Below are 17,288 nucleotides of genomic sequence, written 5' to 3'. Positions count from 1 at the left end.
TGTGCCCGCACTTGTGCTGCTCGGTGCTCAGTGGGGTGACGAAGGCAAGGGGAAGGCCACTGACCTGCTCGGTGGCTCCGTGGACTATGTCGTGCGTTACCAGGGCGGCAACAATGCCGGCCACACGGTCGTCGTCGGCGACCAGAAGTACGCACTGCATCTCCTCCCCTCCGGAATCCTGTCGCCGGGGTGTACCCCGGTCATTGGTAACGGTGTCGTCGTGGACCCGGCGGTCCTGCTCTCCGAGCTGAGCGGACTGAACGACCGCGGCGTCGATACGTCCAAGCTGCTGATCAGCGGTAACGCCCATCTGATCACTCCGTATCACCAGACCATCGACAAGGTGACGGAGCGGTTCCTCGGCAGCCGCAAGATCGGTACGACCGGGCGCGGTATCGGCCCGGCCTACGCCGACAAGATCAACCGCGTCGGGATCCGTGTTCAGGACCTCTTCGACGAGTCGATCCTGCACCAGAAGGTGGAGGCCGCACTCCACGAGAAGAACCAGCTCCTGGTCAAGCTCTTCAACCGGCGTGCGATCAGCGTCGACCAGGTCGTCGAGGAGTACCTCGGCTACGCGGAGCAGATCAAGGACTTCGTCGCCGACACCGGTCTGATTCTGAACAAGGCGCTGGACGAGGGCAAGGTCGTGTTGATGGAGGGCGGCCAGGGCACTCTGCTCGACGTCGACCACGGCACCTATCCCTTCGTCACCTCGTCGAACCCGACCGCCGGCGGTGCCTGCACGGGCTCCGGCATCGGCCCGACGAAGATCAGCCGCGTGATCGGCATCCTCAAGGCCTATACGACGCGAGTCGGCGCCGGTCCGTTCCCGACCGAGCTGTTCGACGAGGACGGCGAGAAGCTGCGGGTCATCGGCCACGAGCGCGGGGTCACCACCGGCCGCGACCGTCGCTGCGGCTGGTTCGACGCGGTCATCGCGCGGTACGCGACCCGTGTCAACGGCCTGACGGACTTCTTCCTCACCAAGCTCGACATCCTCACCGGCTGGGAGCAGATCCCGGTCTGTGTGGCCTACGAGATCGACGGCAAGCGCGTCGAGGAGCTGCCCTACAACCAGAGCGACTTCCACCACGCGAAGCCGATCTACGAGATGCTCCCCGGCTGGTCCGAGGACATCACGAAGGCGCAGACCTTCGACGACCTGCCGAAGAACGCGCGGGCGTACGTCAAGGCGCTCGAGGAGATGTCGGGCGCGCCGATCTCCGCGATCGGCGTGGGTCCCGGCCGTACCGAGACGATCGAGATCAACTCGTTCCTCTGACGGACGGCGGCCGGTCAGGCAGACGGCGACGACGCGGCGCGCCCCGGTGGCAGGACCACCGGGGCGCGCCGCGTTCTGTCGTTCTGTGCTCCCGTGCGGTCAGTCGATCTTCGTGTAGGTGAGCGGCGCCTTGCCCGGCTCGCGGGAGTCGCGCAGCAGATGGGAGTCGTCGATCGCGGTGAGCGTCGAGGACAGCCCCGGGTTGCAGGAGGTGGCGGGTACCGCACTGGTCAGGAGCGAGGGGCTCAGCGCCAGCGGCGGACCGGCCGACGTCATGTGCATCGTCCACTCGCACTGATAGGTGCTTCCGGTGCCGGCCAGGGTGACGGTGCCGTCCCGTCGGATCGTCAGCGTGCGGGTGTTGGTGCCGTTGCTGTCGAACCCCGCCTGCCAGGTGCCGACGAGCCGTTCGGGTACCTCGCCGGGCGCGGTGGAGGCGGTCTCCTCGGTGGAGGGCGAGTTCCGCGGCGTACCGGAGCCGGACGGGGTGCCCGTCCTGGGATCGCCGCCGAGGCCCTGGTTGTCCGTGCTGTTGCTCTTCCCCGTGCCGAAGTCGAGCGCGACGACGGCCGCCCCGGCGCCCGCGAGCACCGCGACCGCCACCGCGACGGCGATCAGCACACCCTGCCGTCGCCGGCGCGGCGGCGGGGCCGGGTATCCCGGCGGGGTCCCGTAGCCGGCCTGCGGGTAGCCGTAGCCGCCGGACGCGTACGGGTTCGGCGCCGGAGGGGCCGGGTCGACCGCGGTCGGCCGGGCGGGCAGCGGCTGCGACGCGGCAGAGGCCGGGGCCGGGGCCGGGGTCGGGAGGGGAGCGGAGCCGGGGTCCGGCTCGGGGCCGGGCCGCGCGGCCGGAGCCGCCGGGGCGGAACCCCCGTCGTGCGGGTTCTCGGCCTCCAGCAGCCGCACGGCGTGCCGGCCGAGTTGCGCGACGATGGCGCTGGGCAGCCAGGTCCTGCCGTCCTCCGCCGGGTGGGCGGCGATCCGCTCCAGCACCGCGTCCAGGTCCGGCCGCTGATCGGCCTCCTTGACCAGGCACTCCGCGACCAGCTCGCGCAGCGCGCCGGGCAGCTCGTCCAGGTCCGGCGGCTCCTGCGCGATCCGGAACATCTGGGCGTGCACCCCGCTGCTCGCGGCGCCGAACGGCTGCTTCCCGGTCGCCGCGTACGCCAGCACCGAGCCCAGACAGAAGACGTCGCAGGCCGGGGTGACCCGGTCGCCGCGCACCTGCTCGGGCGACATGAAGCCCGGCGAGCCGACCAGCGCGCCGGTGCTCGTCACTCCGCCGGTGACGGTCTCCAGGGCGCGGGCGATGCCGAAGTCGATGACCCGTGGGCCATCGATGGTGATCATGACATTCGAGGGCTTCAGATCGCGGTGCACGAGCCCGGCGGCGTGGATGTCCTTGAGCGCGTGGGCCAGCCCGGCCGCCAGCACCCAGACCGAACGCTCCGGCAGCGGGCCGTACTCCTTGGCGATGACGTGCTGCAGCGTCGGCCCGGCGATGTAGCCGGTGGCGACCCAGGGGATCTCGGTCTCGGTGTCGGCGTCGAGGACCGGCGCCGTCCACGCGCCGCCGACCCGGCGGGCGGCCTGGACCTCCTGCCGGAAGCGGGTCCTGAACTCGTCCTGGGCGGCCAGCTCGGCCCGCACCAGCTTCACCGCGACGGTCCGGCCGCGTTCCGAACGGGCCAGGAAGACCCGTCCCATGCCGCCGGTGCCGAGCCGGCCCAGCAGCCGGTACGCGCCGATCCACTGCGGATCGCCGGCCCTGAGTTCTTCCATGCCCCCCGTGCCTCCTCCCGGCCTTCCGGCCGACCCGTAGCCGAAGAATAGTCTGACCGTTCGAGGGGGCCCCGTGGGGCGGGCGGCCGGGGCCCGGCAGGCGCCCGCACCGGGTGCCCGGGACCCTCTTCCAGGACCTCTTCCGGGACCCCTTCGGGAGCGCCGTGGGACCGGATCCCGTGACAGCCTGTCGGGGAACGTGGCGTGTGCCATACAAGGTGACCGTGTCCCTGACCGGCGGGGATCCTTAGCCTGGAGCGCATGACCCCTCCTTTCGCCGTCGCCGATCCCGAGACCGGAGCCGCCGTCAAGGCCGCCGACCGGGCGCACGTCTTCCACTCGTGGTCCGCGCAGGCGGTCATCGATCCGCTGGCCGTGGCCGGGGCCGAGGGCTCGTACTTCTGGGACTACGACGGCAACCGCTATCTGGACTTCTCCTCCCAGCTGGTGAACACCAACATCGGCCATCAGCACCCGAAGGTCGTCGCCGCGATCCAGGAGCAGGCCGGCAGGCTCTGCACCATCGCGCCGGGCTTCGCCGTCGACGTCCGGTCCGAGGCGGCCCGGCTGATCGCCGAGGTCACCCCCGGCGACCTGAACCAGGTCTTCTTCACCAACGGCGGCGCCGAGGCGGTCGAGAACGCCGTCCGCATGGCCCGGCTGCACACCGGCCGGCACAAGGTGTTCAGCGCCTACCGCTCGTACCACGGCGCCACCTCCACCGCGATCAACCTCACCGGGGACCCGCGCCGCTGGCCGTCGGACACCGCCTCGGCGGGCGTCGTGCACTTCTGGGGCCCGTACCTGTACCGCTCGCAGTTCCACGCGACGAGCGAGGAGCAGGAGTGCGAGCGCGCGCTGGAGCACCTGGAGCAGCTCGTCGCGTTCGAGGGCCCGCAGTCGGTCGCCGCGATCATCCTGGAGTCGGTGGTCGGCACCGCGGGCATCCTGGTGCCGCCGGCCGGCTACCTCGCCGGCGTCCGGGAGATCTGCGACCGGTACGGGATCGTCTTCATCCTCGACGAGGTCATGTCCGGCTTCGGCCGCACCGGCGCGTGGTTCGCCGCCGACCACTGGGGCGTCGTCCCGGACCTGCTGACCTTCGCCAAGGGCGTCAACTCCGGCTATGTGCCGCTCGGCGGCGTCGCCATCTCCCCGGAGATCGCCGCGACCTTCGCCACCCGCGCCTACCCGGGCGGCCTGACGTACTCCGGGCACCCGCTGGCCTGTGCCTCGGCCGTCGCGACCATCAACGCGATGCGCGAGGAGCGGATCGTGGAGAACGCCGCCGACATCGGCGAGCGGGTCATCGGCCCGGCGCTGCGCGACATCGCCGCCCGGCACCCCTCGGTCGGCGAGGTGCGCGGCCTGGGTGTCTTCTGGGCCCTGGACCTCGTCAAGGACAAGGCGACGCACGAGCCGCTGGTGCCGTACAACGCGGCCGGCGCGGACAACGCGCCGATGGCCGAGTTCGCGGCGGCGTGCAAGAAGGGCGGTCTGTGGCCCTTCGTCAACATGAACCGCACACATGTCGTTCCGCCGTGCACGGTGACCGAGGCCGAGGCCAAGGAGGGTCTGGCGGCGCTGGACGAGGCGCTGTCGGTGACCGACCGGTACGCCGTCAACGGATAGCGCTTGCCCCCGGTGACGGCCCGGCGACCGCCCGCCGCCCGCCCGCCGGACCTCCACGTCGGCCCCCGCCGGCCGTCAACACCGGGTCGCCCATCGCGAAATGCACATAACCCCCACACGCTTCCCTCCCCGGACGTGCGGTTGATTTCCGAACCTTCGCCTATCGTGTGCGGAGTAATCGGAGTGAAACGTACGTTCGGGCGAGGAGGCGGCAGTGCTTGCGGACACCACACCGGTGAAGCGCAACAGCCTGCGGCAGCAGATCGCCGACGCACTCCGCGACGAGGTGCTCACCGGCCGGCTCCCGGCCGGGCGGGACTTCACCGTCAAGGAGATAGCGGAGCTGTACGGCGTCTCCGCCACGCCCGTCCGTGAGGCGCTGGTCGACCTGGCCGCGCAGGGCCTGCTCGACGTCGAGCAGCACCGCGGCTTCCAGGTGCGGCGGTTCGGCCCCGACGACTTCGTCTCCATGGTCGAGGCCCGCAACCTGGTGACCGAGGGGATCTTCCGGCGCATCGAGGGCGACCAGCTGCGCGAAGTGCCGGCCGATGTCCTCGCGTCGGTGCGCCGCCGGGGCGAGGCCGCGGCGCGGGCCGCGCGTTCCGGGATGCTCGACGTCCTCATCGGCTGTGACATCCGCTTCTGGCGCGAAGTCGCAGCATTGTCGGGCAATCCGCACATTTGCGAATTCCTCGACCGGATCCGCACCCAGACCTGGATGTACTCGATCCCGTATCTGCGCGCCCACCCGATGCTCGCGGGCGTCTGCTGGTCGGACCACGTCGAACTCGTCGACGCCGTCCGGGACCGCGATCTGCCCGCGGCACGCCGTATCGTCGCCGACTACAACGAGCACGCCCTCGCCCTGATGGCGAAGCTGGCCCCGCGATAGCGACAGCGGGCGACCGCGCGAACGACCCTTCGGGAGAGCCGGAAGGGTTCCACCTCCTGACGCCGACCGCGCCTCGCACTACGCTGGCCCGACGATCGCATAGACGACTTGGAGCGCCTGTGGCCTGCGACTTGTGGCTGGTTCCCCTCGTGGACGTGCTCTGCCACAGCCCGGAAAACCCTTTCTCCGAGGAACTGGCCCGCTACGACAAGGCCTTGAACGACGCGGGCCTGCCGCCGGTGCCCGTCCACACCTACATGCCGGGGCTGTCCGGTGACGTCGGCCCGGTCGCCGGCTTCGACTACGACGCCCTGCATTTCCTGCGCCGGGCCTTCCTGTTGAACCTGCAGGGCCTGGAGGTCACCCCGGTCGACGCGCTCGGCGGCGACTACGAGCAGTTGCTGGAGATGTTCGAGGCGACCGCACAGCAGTCGCACCTCGTCTGGCACTACGACCACGCGGGCGCGTACGTGCCGCTGGACTTCCCGCACCCGGTCGTCAACGACGAACTCCTCGAAGGCGGCGGCCCGCTGGGTTCGAGTCATGGCCTGCTGCGCGATCTCGCGTCCGTCGCGGCGGCGATCGGCATCGACGCGGCGAACCCGCCGCAGGCCCCGGCCCCGCCGGACCGGCCCACCGGACTGGAGGAGCCGGCCGCCCCGCCGTCGTACGATCCCAGCCCGTTCGCCCGCGAACGGCACGTCTGGCTCGGCCTGCACGCGGCGGCGACCCGCTCGCTGGCGCAGGGCTCGATGGTGGTCTTCAGCTGAGGTGGGCTCCGGCCGAGGCGTCCCTCAGCTGACGGAAGGGCCGCTGGCCGCTCAGCGGGCCGGGCCCTCCGGGGGCCGCTGGCGCGGCATGTTCGGACGGCCGCCGGGTGCCATCGGGAAGCGGCCGGCGGGCACGCCCTCGGTGCGCGCGGCCCACGGCACCGTGGCCTGCGCGCGCAGCGGGGCGGTGCGCGTCCCGAACTCCGTCATCCAGTCCGCCGTCTCCATCCTGACCAGGTCGGAGACGTCCTCGCAGAACCGGCGCAGCACCGCCAGACAGCGTTCGGCCGCCTCGGCCGCCGTGCCCTCGGTGGGGCCCAGCACCTCCCGGACGCTCTCCGACGCCCAGTCGAAGCGCAGCGCCTCCAGCCGCCGCTGCACCGCCTGCGCGGTGGCGACGTCCCGCATCCAGCCGGACGTCAGCCCGAAGCAGCGGTCGATCCCGAAACAGGCCGCGGCGAGGAGCAGCGCCACGTAACCCCAGCGCGCGGCGCCTGCCGCGGTCCCGGTCAGCTCGATCAGCGGCAGCCCCGCGCCCACGGTCCCGAAGAACGCGGTGGCCAGCCGCAGCCCGCGCGCCCCGTGCCGCTTCCAGACGCGGTCGGCGAGGTACCAGTCGGTGGTGTTCAGCGCCCCGGACTCGGCCCAGCGGTAGAGCTCCTCCAGGCGTTCGGCGGGCTCGCCCCAGTCGCCGAGCGGAAAAGGCAGTGCCCGCAGGTCCTCCTGGCTATGCAGAGCCCGTTGAACGGGCTCCTCCCGGGGAGCCTCCTCGGGATACATGTCCGGCTGGCTCACTGCGCGCTCCCTCGCATTCCGGCGCTCGTCTTCCGACACGACGAAGCTCCCTTCTTACCGCCGAACGGCTGACCATGGGGGAAGGATTTTTGGATTTCATCCCTTAAAGGCCGCGTGGTCAGGTATGGGCCGAACATCCGTCCCACTCGAAAGAGTGAGCCGCCACGCGCGGCACGGGGCTCCGCACGGGGCCACTACCCTTGGGCACGTGAAGGTCCTTGTCATCGGCGGCGGCGCCCGCGAACACGCCCTGTGCCGCTCACTGTCCCTCGACCCCGATGTCACCTCGCTGCACTGCGCCCCCGGCAACGCCGGGATCGCGGAGGTCGCCGAGCTGCACCCGGTCGACGCCCTCGACGGCGCCGCCGTCGCCGACCTCGCCGTATCGATCGGCGCGGACTTCGTGATCGTCGGTCCGGAGGCCCCGCTGGTGGCGGGCGTCGCCGACGCGGTCCGGGCCCGCGGTATCGACTGCTTCGGCCCGTCCGCGGAAGCCGCTCAGCTGGAAGGCTCCAAGGCGTTCGCCAAGGAGGTCATGGCCGGCGCGGGGGTGCCCACCGCCCGCTCGTACGTCTGCACCACCGCCGAGCAGATCGACGTGGCGCTGGACGCCTTCGGCGCCCCGTACGTCGTCAAGGACGACGGTCTGGCCGCGGGCAAGGGCGTCGTCGTCACCGATGACCTCGCCACCGCCCGCGCGCACGCGCTGGCCTGCGACCGCGTCGTCATCGAGGAGTTCCTCGACGGCCCCGAGGTCTCGCTGTTCGCCGTCACCGACGGTGTGACGGTCGTCCCGCTGCAGCCCGCCCAGGACTTCAAGCGCGCGCTGGACGCCGACGAGGGCCCCAACACCGGCGGCATGGGCGCGTACTCCCCGCTCCCGTGGGCCGACCCCAAGCTGGTCGACGAGGTCGAGCGGACCGTCCTGCAGCCCACCGTGGACGAGCTGCGCCGCCGCGGCACCCCGTTCGCCGGGCTGCTCTACGCGGGGCTGGCGATGACCTCGCGCGGGGTGCGCGTGATCGAGTTCAACGCGCGCTTCGGCGACCCCGAGACCCAGGTCGTCCTCGCGCGCCTCAAGACCCCGCTGGCCGGTCTGCTGCGGGCCGCCGCGACGGGCCGCCTCTCCGAGGTGGAGCCGCTGCGCTGGAGCGAGGGCGCGGCCGTGACCGTCGTCATCGCCTCGTACAACTATCCGGACACCCCGCGCACCGGTGACCCGATCACCGGTCTGGCGGACGTCGTGGAGCAGGACGAGCACGCGTATGTGCTGCACGCCGGCACCAGGATCGACGACGAGGGCCGGGTGGTGAGCGCGGGCGGCCGGGTGCTGTCCGTCACCGCCACCGGCTCCGACCTGGCCAAAGCCCGGGAACGGGCGTACCGCGCGGTCGCCCGGGTGGGGCTCGACGGCTCGCACCACCGGACCGACATCGCGGCCAAGGCGGCGGGAACCGGCCAGTCCTGAATCAGCCCTTGGGGTGGCTTTGCCCAAAGCCACCCCAAGGAGTGATGGCTTCTCCATCCGGCTGACGTGGCAGCGGTCCCCAACTACTGTGCCCCGGAAGCGCACTGCCGGACGGCGTGGTGCTGTGCGGCAACTAGCCGTACAGACATTGCGATGTCCGTGGGCGGTGCGACAGTGGGGGTAAGCCGCCGACGGCGGTCCTGACAGTGAGACGGGGGTGAGCCGCCCGATGGCCGGAGAAACAGGTGAGGGAGTCGCACGCTCCCGTGCGCTCGCGGTGCTGCGGATCCGCAGTACCGCGCTCGCGGTGGCGCTGCTGCCCGCCGCTGCCGCCGTCGTCCTGCTCGTGGGCGGCGCCACCGGACGGATCGGCGACAGCTGGGACGCGCTGCGCTGGTCGGTGGTCGGCGGAGCGCTGGTGGTGCTGGTGCTCGCGGGCGCCGTCGCCGCCGTCGTCGTCCGGGCCCGCCCCGCGGTCAGCCCGACGGTCCCGGTCGCCGAATCGTCGGCCCCCGACCTGTACCGGATGGTCCATGACCTCGCGGTCCGCCTCCAGGTCCCCACACCTTCCTCGATAGAGCTCACTCCGGACTGCGACAGCTGGCTGGAGGACCGCCGCCCGGACGGAGCGGGCGCGGGCCGCTGGGGCCGCCGCCGGGAGCCGGCCGCGCCGGTGCTGGTGATCGGCTCGCCCTTCATGTGGTGGATGCGGGTCGCCGAGCTGCGCGCCCTGCTCGCCCCCGTCGTGGCCGGCACCGGACCGTCCGCCGACCCGGACATAGCCGCGGCCCGCCGCTTCATCCGGGGTCTGGACGCCGCCGCCGGCGTCGCCTCGGCGCGTTCCCGCGGTCTCCTGCGGCCCGCGTACGCCTTCCTCGGCTGGGTCGCGCGGCTGCTGCTGCGCGGCTGCCGGGCGCATGCCGCCGAGATGGAGCGCGGGGTGGCCGCGTCCGCCTCGGAGCGCGCCCAGGCGGTGGACTACGGGCTGCGGATCGTCGCCCAGGAGCAGGTCGGCCTCGCCTACGCGGGCTGGGACCGGCTGCTGACGCGGGTCGCGCTGCCCGCCTGGCGGATGGGCCGCTGGCCGTCCCGGCTCGACGCCGGAGTGGTGGCCGCGCTCACCGATCTGTCCCGCCGCGACCGGCTGGCCGAGGGCTTCGAGTCCCGGCTGGGCGAGCGCCCCGCCTGTGACCTGCTCGAAGAGCCCGGCACGGTCGACGAGGCGGCCTCCCTGCTGGCCGCCCGGCTCTTCCACGGCGGCCCCGAGGGCCACGGCCCCGACTGGTCGCCGGTCGACTGGGACTCGTACCCCGAGGAGGTCGTGGACCGCATATGGCGTTCCGAGGCCGCCCTGCTGATCAGGGTGCTGGACGAGCCGGGCAGCGCCGTACCGCGCCCCGAGCGCGACCGCCCCGCGGTCATCACCGTGCAGACCGCCGAGCACACCGCGGAGAGCCGCGCCGGCGCCGGGCTGCTGATGGGCGGCCAGGCCGCCCGCCAGGCGGCCGTGGCCGGCTCGGTGGACCTTCCCGACGAGCCCGGCCGGGCCACCATCGCCCGGGTGATCGACCGGCTCTCCCGGGGCGGCAGCGAGGAGCTGGCGGCCCGGATCACCGGCCATGTCGCCCGTGAGGAAGCGGCCCGCGACGCCAACCGCGGCCCCGCCACGGGTACCTCCCTCGCCCCGGTCTACCAACTGCTCCCGCCCCGCACCGGCCGCGAGCTGCTCACCGAACACGTCACCGCGATGGTCTGCTGCGCCGCCGTCGACACCGCGGGCGCGGCGGCCGGTCTCGACTGGCTGGACGGACCGGCCCTGCTCGTCAACGGCTCCCGCCGGGCCGACCTCGCGTGGCCGGTGCTGCGCCTCGTGGAGAACGGTGACGCGGCGCCGCTGCGCTCCTGGCTCACCGCGGTCGGCGTCCGGCTGGAGAAGCCCGTCCGCCTCGTCTGACACAGGGGCCACGCCGCACTCGCCGGATGACAGTTTCTGCCCCACTCGGAGCGAAACTGTTCCGATTATTCGCCACGAACAGTAACCAGGAGAGTGCGTTATGTGATGTGCTGGGTGCGGACGCGTGGGACATCGGACTCGGCCCGGGGGCGTGACGAAGAAGGGGGGCACCCGTGGGGACGGAGCAGATCCGGCGCTGGCAGTCGGGAGCGCTCGCGCATGGGGTGACCGACCCGTTCGGACAGGGCCCGTTGCCGTGGCTGCGCGGTGCCGAGCAGTATCTGGACGACGAGGGGAACGTGGTCCCCTGGTACGTCGACCTTTCGGTGAGCCGCGGCGAGGCACCGGCCCGCCCGCACGTACCGGGCCCGCGCACCGCCGATGACGTGCGCTGCCAGGTCAAGGGCTTCGCGTCGGCCGGCGCGGTCGCCCCGGGCGCCGCCATCGACTTCCGGGTGACCGTGGACCCGCCCCAGCAGTTCACCGTCGACATCTACCGCATCGGCCACTACGGCGGTGACGGCGCGTGCCACATGACGGCCAGCCCGCGGCTCTCCGGCATCGTCCAGTCGGCCCCGCTCGCCGCCGGCCGCACCGTCTCCTGTCATCACTGGTGGCAGTCCTGGCGGCTGCAGGTGCCGGGGTACTGGAAGACCGGCGCGTATGTGGCGGTGCTCACCACCGCCGACGGGTACCGCAGCCATATCCCGTTCACCGTCCGTGACGAGCGCCCGCCGACCCCGCGCCGGTACCCGACCAAGGAGCCGCCGCACGCCCCGGCGCTCGACGCGGATCTGCTGCTGCTGATGCCCGACGTCACCTGGCAGGCGTACAACCTGTACCCGGAGGACGGCAGGACCGGCGCCAGCCTCTATCACGCGTGGGACCCCGAAGGCCGGCTGCTCGGTGAGGAGGAGGCGCCCGCCACGGTCTCCTTCGACCGCCCCTACGCGGGCGCGGGCCTGCCGCTGCACGTCGGCCACGCCTACGACTTCATCCGCTGGGCCGAGCGGTACGGCTACGACCTGGCCTACGCGGACGCCCGCGATCTGCACGCCGGCCGCGTCGACCCGTCCCGGTACCGCGGCCTGGTCTTCCCCGGGCACGACGAGTACTGGTCGGTCCCGATGCGCCGCGCCGCCGAGGCCGCCAGGGACGGCGGCACCTCGCTGGTGTTCCTCTCCGCCAACTCCATGTACTGGCAGGTCGAACTGGGCCCCTCCCCGGCCGGCGAGCCCGACCGGCTGCTGACCTGCCGCAAGCGCCGCGGCGACGCCCGCGGCCGCAGCGCCCTGTGGCGGGACCTGGGCGAGCCGGAACAGCTGCTGCTGGGCGTGCAGTACGCCGGCCGCGTCCCCGAACCCGCCCCGCTCGTCGTCCGCAACGCCGACCACTGGCTGTGGGAGGCGACCGGCGCGGCCGAGGGGGACGAGATCGAGGGCCTGGTCGCGGGTGAGGCGGACCGCTACTTCCCGCGCACCGCGCTGCCCGAGTCCACCGACCGGATCCTGCTCGCGCACTCGCCGTACGAGGACGCCGACGGCCGCCGCCGCCATCAGGAGACCTCGCTGTACCGGGCGCCGAGCGGCGCCTATGTCTTCGCCTCCGGCACCTTCGCCTGGTCCCCGGCGCTGGACCGTCCGCACTATGTGGACCCCCGGATCCAGCGCGCCACGGCCAATCTCCTGGACCGGATCTGCAAGCACGATTAGGTTCCGATGGGTTCCGGCCGGCCCGGTCGGCAGGACCCCGTCGGGTCGCACCCTCCCTCGTGCGGGAGAATCGGGAGCTGAGCCGCCGAGTGGGGAGGACCCATGTCCGGATTCGTTGAGAAACCCGTACCCGTCCAGGTGCCGGGACTGGTGCACCTGCACACCGGTAAGGTCCGCGACCTGTACCAGAACGCGGCCGGTGAACTGGTGATGGTGGCCAGCGACCGTACGTCCGTGTACGACTGGGTGGTGCCCACCGAGGTTCCCGACAAGGGCCGGATCCTCACCCAGCTGTCGCTGTGGTGGTTCGACCAGCTCGCCGACCTGGTGCCCAACCACGTCATCTCCACCGACGTCCCGGCCGGCGCCCCCGCCGACTGGGCCGGCCGCACCATGGTCTGCAAGTCGCTGCGGATGATCCCGGTCGAGTGCGTGGCCCGCGGCTACCTCGCAGGATCCGGCCTCGTCGAGTACGACGAACACCGCACGGTCTGCGGCCTCGCGCTGCCCGAGGGCCTCGTCGACGGCTCGGAGCTGCCCGCGCCGATCTTCACGCCCGCCACCAAGGCCGAGGTCGGTGAGCACGACGAGAACGTCTCCTACGAGGAGGCGGCCCGTCAGGTCGGCGCCGAGACCGCGGCGCTGCTGCGCCAGACGACCCTCGCGGTCTACGGCCGGGCCCGCGATGTCGCCCGGGACCGCGGCATCATCCTGGCGGACACCAAGTTCGAGTTCGGCTTCGACGGTGACGAGCTCGTCATCGGCGACGAGGTGCTCACCCCGGACTCCTCGCGCTTCTGGCCGGCCGACCAGTGGAAGCCCGGCCGGACCCAGCCGTCCTTCGACAAGCAGTTCATCCGCGACTGGCTGACGTCCCCCGCCTCCGGCTGGGACAAGAACAGCGAACTGCCCCCGCCGCCGCTGCCCGCCGACATCATCGAGCAGTCCCGCGCCAAGTACATCGAGGCCTACGAGCGCCTCACCGGCACGACCTGGTCCTAGCTCGCCACGAAGGGCACCCGGCCGCGCACCCCGCGGCCGGGCACCCGGGCAACCCCGTACGACGAAGGCCGCGTACGACGAAATCCACGTACGACGAAGGCCCCGGTGGAGAAATCCACCGGGGCCTTCGTTCTGCTGAGCGGACGACCAGGTTCGAACTGGCGACCTCAACCTTGGCAAGGTTGCGCTCTACCAACTGAGCTACGTCCGCGTCACGCGTGCTGTGTGCATTGCGCGAGAGCCACTATACCCAACCACGCTCCCGTGCGATGCGCGCGGCCTCATGACGGTTCTCCGCGGACAGTTTCGTGGCGGCCGAGGAGAGGTAGTTGCGCACCGTTCCCTGGGACAGCGCGGCCCTCCGGGCGATCTCCGCGATGGGCGCGCCGGCAGCCGCCAGATCGAGGACTTCCGCCTCGCGGACGGTCAGCGGGGAGTCCCCGGCGCTGATCGCGTCGGCCGCCAACTCCGGGTCCACGTAACGGCCTCCGGCGTGCACGGTGCGGATGATCTCGGCCAGCCGCTGCGCCGAGACGGTCTTGGGAACGAAGCCCCTGACGCCCGCCGTGAGGGCCCGCTTCAGGTGCCCCGGACGGCCGTGACCGGTCACGATCATGGTCCGGCAACCGGGCAGCTCGGCCCGCAGGGATGTGGCGACCGCCACACCGTCGGCGCCCGGCATCTCCAGATCCAGGACCGCGACATCCGGCCGGTGGGCCCGCGCCATCGCGAGCGCCTCGGGGCCGGAGGCGGCCTCGGCGACGACGAGGATGTCGTCCTCGTAGGACAGCAGCGCGGCGAGCGCGCCGCGGATGAGGTGCTCGTCGTCGGCGAGCAGAACACGCACGCGCGCCTCGCCGGCCTCACCGGTACCGATCGGATGCGTCATGCGGCGCCTTCCCTGTTCTGTGAACCGACGGCGGCGCCGGAGGGCGCTTCCCGGCGTTGCAGCGGCACGCACGCCGTCAGCCGGAAGACCCCGCCCGCGCCCGGCTCCGCGGTCAGCGTGCCGCCCAGTGCGCCGACGCGCTCGCGCAGCCCGGTCAGCCCGGTCCCGGGCGCCGCCGGAGCGGCCGCGGCGGGGACGGCCGCCGCCCCGTCGTTCTCCATGGTCAGTACGGCCGAGCCGGCCGGCTCGACCAGCAGCCGGATGACGCAGCTGCGGGCGTCCCCGTGCCGCAGCACGTTGGTGGTGCCCTCGCGGACCACCCAGGCGATCACGGACTGGACGGCGGGCGACAGCGTCGCCCCGTCGTCGCCCTCGGCCCGGCAGTCGACGCCCGCGGCCCGCAGTACCGACAGCGCGCCCGCCAGCTCCACCTGGAGGTCCGCCGACCGGTAGCCGCGGACGACCTCGCGCACCTCGCGCTGCGACTCCCGCGCGATGCGCTGCACCTCCACCATCTGGTCGACGGCCTCGGGCCGCCCCCGCTGGGCGAGTTGGACGGCGAGTTCGCTCTTGAGCGCGATCACCGAGAGATTGCGTCCCATCACATCGTGCAGATCCCGTCCGAACCGCAGCCGCTCCTCCGCGACCGCCAGCCGCGACTGGGCCTCCCGCGCCCGGTCCAGCTCCCACACGACGACCAGGATCCAGGCGGAGCCGCGGTAGGTGAACGCCATGGCGGCGCCCCCGGCCGCCACCGCGACGGCGTAGCCGGCCGTCTCGCCCCCCGGCAGTCCCGCCGCCGCGGAGCACGCCGCCACCAGCGCGGCCGTACCCACCACGAGCAGCAGGATCCAGCGCGGTCGGCGGATGTTCAGCACGGCGGGGCCGATCGCGAAGGCGGTGAAGCCGGAGACGATCTGGACCGCTTCGCCCCCGGGGAGCAGGGTGCCGCGGGCCCGCAGGACCACGACGACCAGCACCGCGAGAGCCGTCGTGGCGCCGACGGCGGCGAGCAGCCGGGTCGGCCGCTCGCGCCGGCCCAGCGCCCAGTCCAGCACCCGGGACACCAGCACCGCGCACAGCACGGCCTGCCCCAGCAGCGCCCACAGGACGACGCGCGCACCGGTCGGGCTGTCGGAGCGCTGGACCGCGCCGAGGACCAGGAACACCTCGATCAGCGCGAAGGAGTAGAGCGACCAGCGCGTGTACAGCTCGAAGCGGGCCGGGTCGCTGCGCCGCTCCCACCATCCCGTCAGCTTCGGCACGCTCATCCCCTTCGGCACGGTCGTCCTCCTGGGTCCGGTCAGCGACGGGGTTCCCAGCGGAACCACCGGCGTACAGCAAACACCGCGAGCGCGGTCCAGGCCACCGCGAGCCCCAGCGTGCGCAGGATCTCGCCCGCCCCGGCGCCGCCCAGCCAGCCGAACCGCACGAGGTCGGTGACGGGGGTGACGGGCAGGAACCGGCACAGGTCGGCGACCCGGTCGGGCAGCAGCTCCACCGGCACGAACAGCCCGGACCCCATGAGCGACACCATCAGCAGCGGCATGGTGGTCAGCTGCGCCACCTCCACGCTCCGGGTGAAGACGGTCGAGACCGCGGCCAGCGCGGCCAGCAGCAGCACCCCCAACAGCACGCCCGCGACCAGCAGTTCCGGCCGCCGGGGAGCCGGCAGGTCCAGCAGCGCCGCCCCCGCCACGACCAGCGCCGTGCACTGCGCGAGCGCCACGGCCGCCGCCGGGAGCGCCGTCCCGGCCAGGATCTCCAGGTCGGACGGTTCCCCGGTCCGCAGCCGCTTGAGCACCAGCTCCTCGCGCCGCGCCACATACGCGGTCACCAGGTTGTAGTAGACGACGAGGAGCAGGATGACGCCGATGCCGCCGCTCATCGTCTGGGCGTTGCGGGTCAGCCCTGCCTCCTTGAGGTCGTCGGTGGCGACCACGAAACGCAGCGCCCAGACCATGCCGATCGGCAGCAGCACCGCGGTGTACATCGCCGTGCGGTTGCGCCACAGCAGGGTGAGCTCGGCCCGGCCGAGCGCCAGCAGCCGCGTACGGCTCCCGGTCCGCGCGCCCGCCGCGGGCACCGTGGCCGTTCCCTCCGGCGTCCCCGTACTCGTCCCCGTGCTCGTTCCCGTACTTGTCCCGGTGCTCGTCCCCGTGTTCATCGGGCGTCCCCCTTCGCGATGTCCATGAACGCCTCTTCCAGCGATGCGTGCCGCGCGTCGAGTCCGAGGAGCCGTACGTCCCTGTCGCGCGCCCACGTCAGCAGTTCCAGCAGGTCCTCCTGCAGCCGGTCGGTCCGCACCTCGATCCGGCGTCCGTCGGCGGCTGACGGGACGGACAGCGGCAGCCGGTCCGGCGTCACGCCCTCCGGCAGGGTGAAGTGGATCCGGGCGGGCCGGGCCGCCGTCACCTCGGCGGGGGTGCCGGTCGTGACGATCTGTCCGTCGCGCATGATCGCCAGCCGGTCGGCGAGGCCCTCGGCCTCCTCCAGGTAGTGCGTGGTGAGCAGGACGGTCGTGCCCTGGTCCCGCAGCTCGCGCACCAGTTGCTGGGTCTCGTGGCGGCCCTCCGCGTCGAGCCCGGTGGTCGGCTCGTCCAGGAAGAGCACTTCGGGGCGGCCGAGCAGCGCCATCGACAGGTCCAGACGCCGCCGTTCACCGCCCGACAGCTGTTTGACGCGCACCTTGTGGCGGGTGCCGAGGCCGACCATCTCCAGCGCCTCGCCGACCGGCCGGGCCCCGCTGGTGCAGCCGGCCCACATGCGGGCGGTTTCGGCCACCGTCAGATCGGAGGGAAACCCGCCCTCCTGGAGCATTACGCCCATCCGCGGCCGCACCAGCGCCCGCTCCCGGTAGGGATCGTGCCCCAGCACCCTGACCTGCCCGCCGCTCGGTCTGGCCAGCCCCTCCAGCACCTCGACGGTGGAGGTCTTGCCCGCCCCGTTGGTCCCCAGCAGCGCGAAGAGCTCACCGCGCGCCACCGTGAACGTCACTCCGCGTACCGCCTCGAATTGACCGTCATATCGGCGGCGCAATCCGGCGACATCGATCACCTTCTCGTGGGTGTCCCCGCTGTACGTGTCCATATATCCAGCGTTCCGCC

Annotated in this window: 14 protein-coding genes and 1 tRNA gene; 8 read left to right on the top strand and 7 right to left on the bottom strand. The window is 72.5% G+C overall.

Features of this window, described 5'->3' with window-relative positions:
• Position 1: 1 nt before the first annotated feature.
• Entirely contained in the window at positions 2 to 1,285 is a 1,284-nt protein-coding gene (locus LNW72_RS19355) for an adenylosuccinate synthase (protein WP_250976556.1), read from the top strand.
• A gap of 99 nt (positions 1,286 to 1,384) precedes the next feature.
• Here the strand turns inward: LNW72_RS19355 and LNW72_RS19350 are convergent, their stop codons facing one another.
• Positions 1,385 to 3,067, bottom strand: a complete 1,683-nt coding sequence (locus LNW72_RS19350) for a serine/threonine-protein kinase (RefSeq protein ID WP_250976555.1) — start codon at positions 3,065 to 3,067, stop codon at positions 1,385 to 1,387.
• 261 nt (positions 3,068 to 3,328) lie between these two features.
• On the opposite strand from LNW72_RS19350, the gene LNW72_RS19345 reads away from it, so the two are divergent.
• From LNW72_RS19345 to LNW72_RS19335, 3 genes are all read left to right on the top strand, one after another.
• On the top strand, positions 3,329 to 4,699 hold the full coding sequence (locus LNW72_RS19345; protein ID WP_250976554.1) for an aspartate aminotransferase family protein: 1,371 nt from the start codon (positions 3,329 to 3,331) through the stop codon (positions 4,697 to 4,699).
• Between the two features lie 214 nt (positions 4,700 to 4,913).
• Positions 4,914 to 5,591, top strand: a complete 678-nt coding sequence (locus LNW72_RS19340; protein WP_250976553.1) for a GntR family transcriptional regulator — start codon at positions 4,914 to 4,916, stop codon at positions 5,589 to 5,591.
• A gap of 119 nt (positions 5,592 to 5,710) precedes the next feature.
• Positions 5,711 to 6,361 carry a hypothetical protein gene (locus LNW72_RS19335; protein ID WP_138355838.1) on the top strand — a complete coding sequence of 217 codons (651 nt, stop codon included), beginning with the start codon at positions 5,711 to 5,713 and terminating at the stop codon, positions 6,359 to 6,361.
• A gap of 51 nt (positions 6,362 to 6,412) precedes the next feature.
• On the opposite strand, the gene LNW72_RS19330 is transcribed toward LNW72_RS19335, so the two are convergent.
• Positions 6,413 to 7,156, bottom strand: a complete 744-nt coding sequence (locus LNW72_RS19330) for an SLATT domain-containing protein (protein WP_250976552.1) — start codon at positions 7,154 to 7,156, stop codon at positions 6,413 to 6,415.
• Between the two features lie 208 nt (positions 7,157 to 7,364).
• Here LNW72_RS19330 and purD point away from each other — a divergent pair, with 208 nt between their 5' ends.
• From purD to LNW72_RS19310, 4 genes are all read left to right on the top strand, one after another.
• Positions 7,365 to 8,624: a phosphoribosylamine--glycine ligase gene (gene purD / locus LNW72_RS19325; RefSeq protein WP_250976551.1), complete on the top strand. Its 1,260-nt coding sequence runs from the start codon at positions 7,365 to 7,367 to the stop codon at positions 8,622 to 8,624.
• Between the two features lie 229 nt (positions 8,625 to 8,853).
• Positions 8,854 to 10,578: a hypothetical protein gene (locus LNW72_RS19320; protein ID WP_250976550.1), complete on the top strand. Its 1,725-nt coding sequence runs from the start codon at positions 8,854 to 8,856 to the stop codon at positions 10,576 to 10,578.
• 173 nt (positions 10,579 to 10,751) lie between these two features.
• Positions 10,752 to 12,290: a N,N-dimethylformamidase beta subunit family domain-containing protein gene (locus LNW72_RS19315; protein ID WP_250976549.1), complete on the top strand. Its 1,539-nt coding sequence runs from the start codon at positions 10,752 to 10,754 to the stop codon at positions 12,288 to 12,290.
• A 102-nt stretch (positions 12,291 to 12,392) separates the two neighbouring features.
• Complete coding sequence (locus LNW72_RS19310) at positions 12,393 to 13,292, top strand: phosphoribosylaminoimidazolesuccinocarboxamide synthase (protein WP_250976548.1); 900 nt, start codon at positions 12,393 to 12,395, stop codon at positions 13,290 to 13,292.
• Positions 13,293 to 13,430: 138 nt separating this feature from the next.
• Here LNW72_RS19310 and LNW72_RS19305 read toward each other — a convergent pair.
• From LNW72_RS19305 to LNW72_RS19285, 5 genes are all read right to left on the bottom strand, one after another.
• Positions 13,431 to 13,503, bottom strand: a tRNA-Gly gene (locus LNW72_RS19305).
• 33 nt (positions 13,504 to 13,536) lie between these two features.
• Positions 13,537 to 14,181, bottom strand: coding sequence for a response regulator transcription factor (locus tag LNW72_RS19300; protein ID WP_250976547.1), 645 nt, complete (start codon positions 14,179 to 14,181; stop codon positions 13,537 to 13,539).
• Positions 14,178 to 15,452, bottom strand: a complete 1,275-nt coding sequence (locus LNW72_RS19295; protein ID WP_250980225.1) for a histidine kinase — start codon at positions 15,450 to 15,452, stop codon at positions 14,178 to 14,180. The genes LNW72_RS19300 and LNW72_RS19295 overlap by 4 nt, the downstream gene beginning before the upstream one ends.
• Positions 15,453 to 15,484: 32 nt before the next feature.
• Complete coding sequence (locus tag LNW72_RS19290; RefSeq protein WP_250976546.1) at positions 15,485 to 16,348, bottom strand: ABC transporter permease; 864 nt, start codon at positions 16,346 to 16,348, stop codon at positions 15,485 to 15,487.
• Positions 16,345 to 17,271: an ABC transporter ATP-binding protein gene (locus tag LNW72_RS19285; RefSeq protein WP_250976545.1), complete on the bottom strand. Its 927-nt coding sequence runs from the start codon at positions 17,269 to 17,271 to the stop codon at positions 16,345 to 16,347. Before LNW72_RS19285 ends, LNW72_RS19290 begins: the two co-directional genes overlap by 4 nt.
• Positions 17,272 to 17,288: the final 17 nt, after the last annotated feature.

It is taken from the genome of Streptomyces sp. RKAG293 (assembly GCF_023701745.1).
Lineage (GTDB): Bacteria > Actinomycetota > Actinomycetes > Streptomycetales > Streptomycetaceae > Actinacidiphila.
The sequence above is the reverse complement of the archived record's forward strand: the minus strand, read 5'-3'. Positions and strand labels throughout refer to the sequence as shown.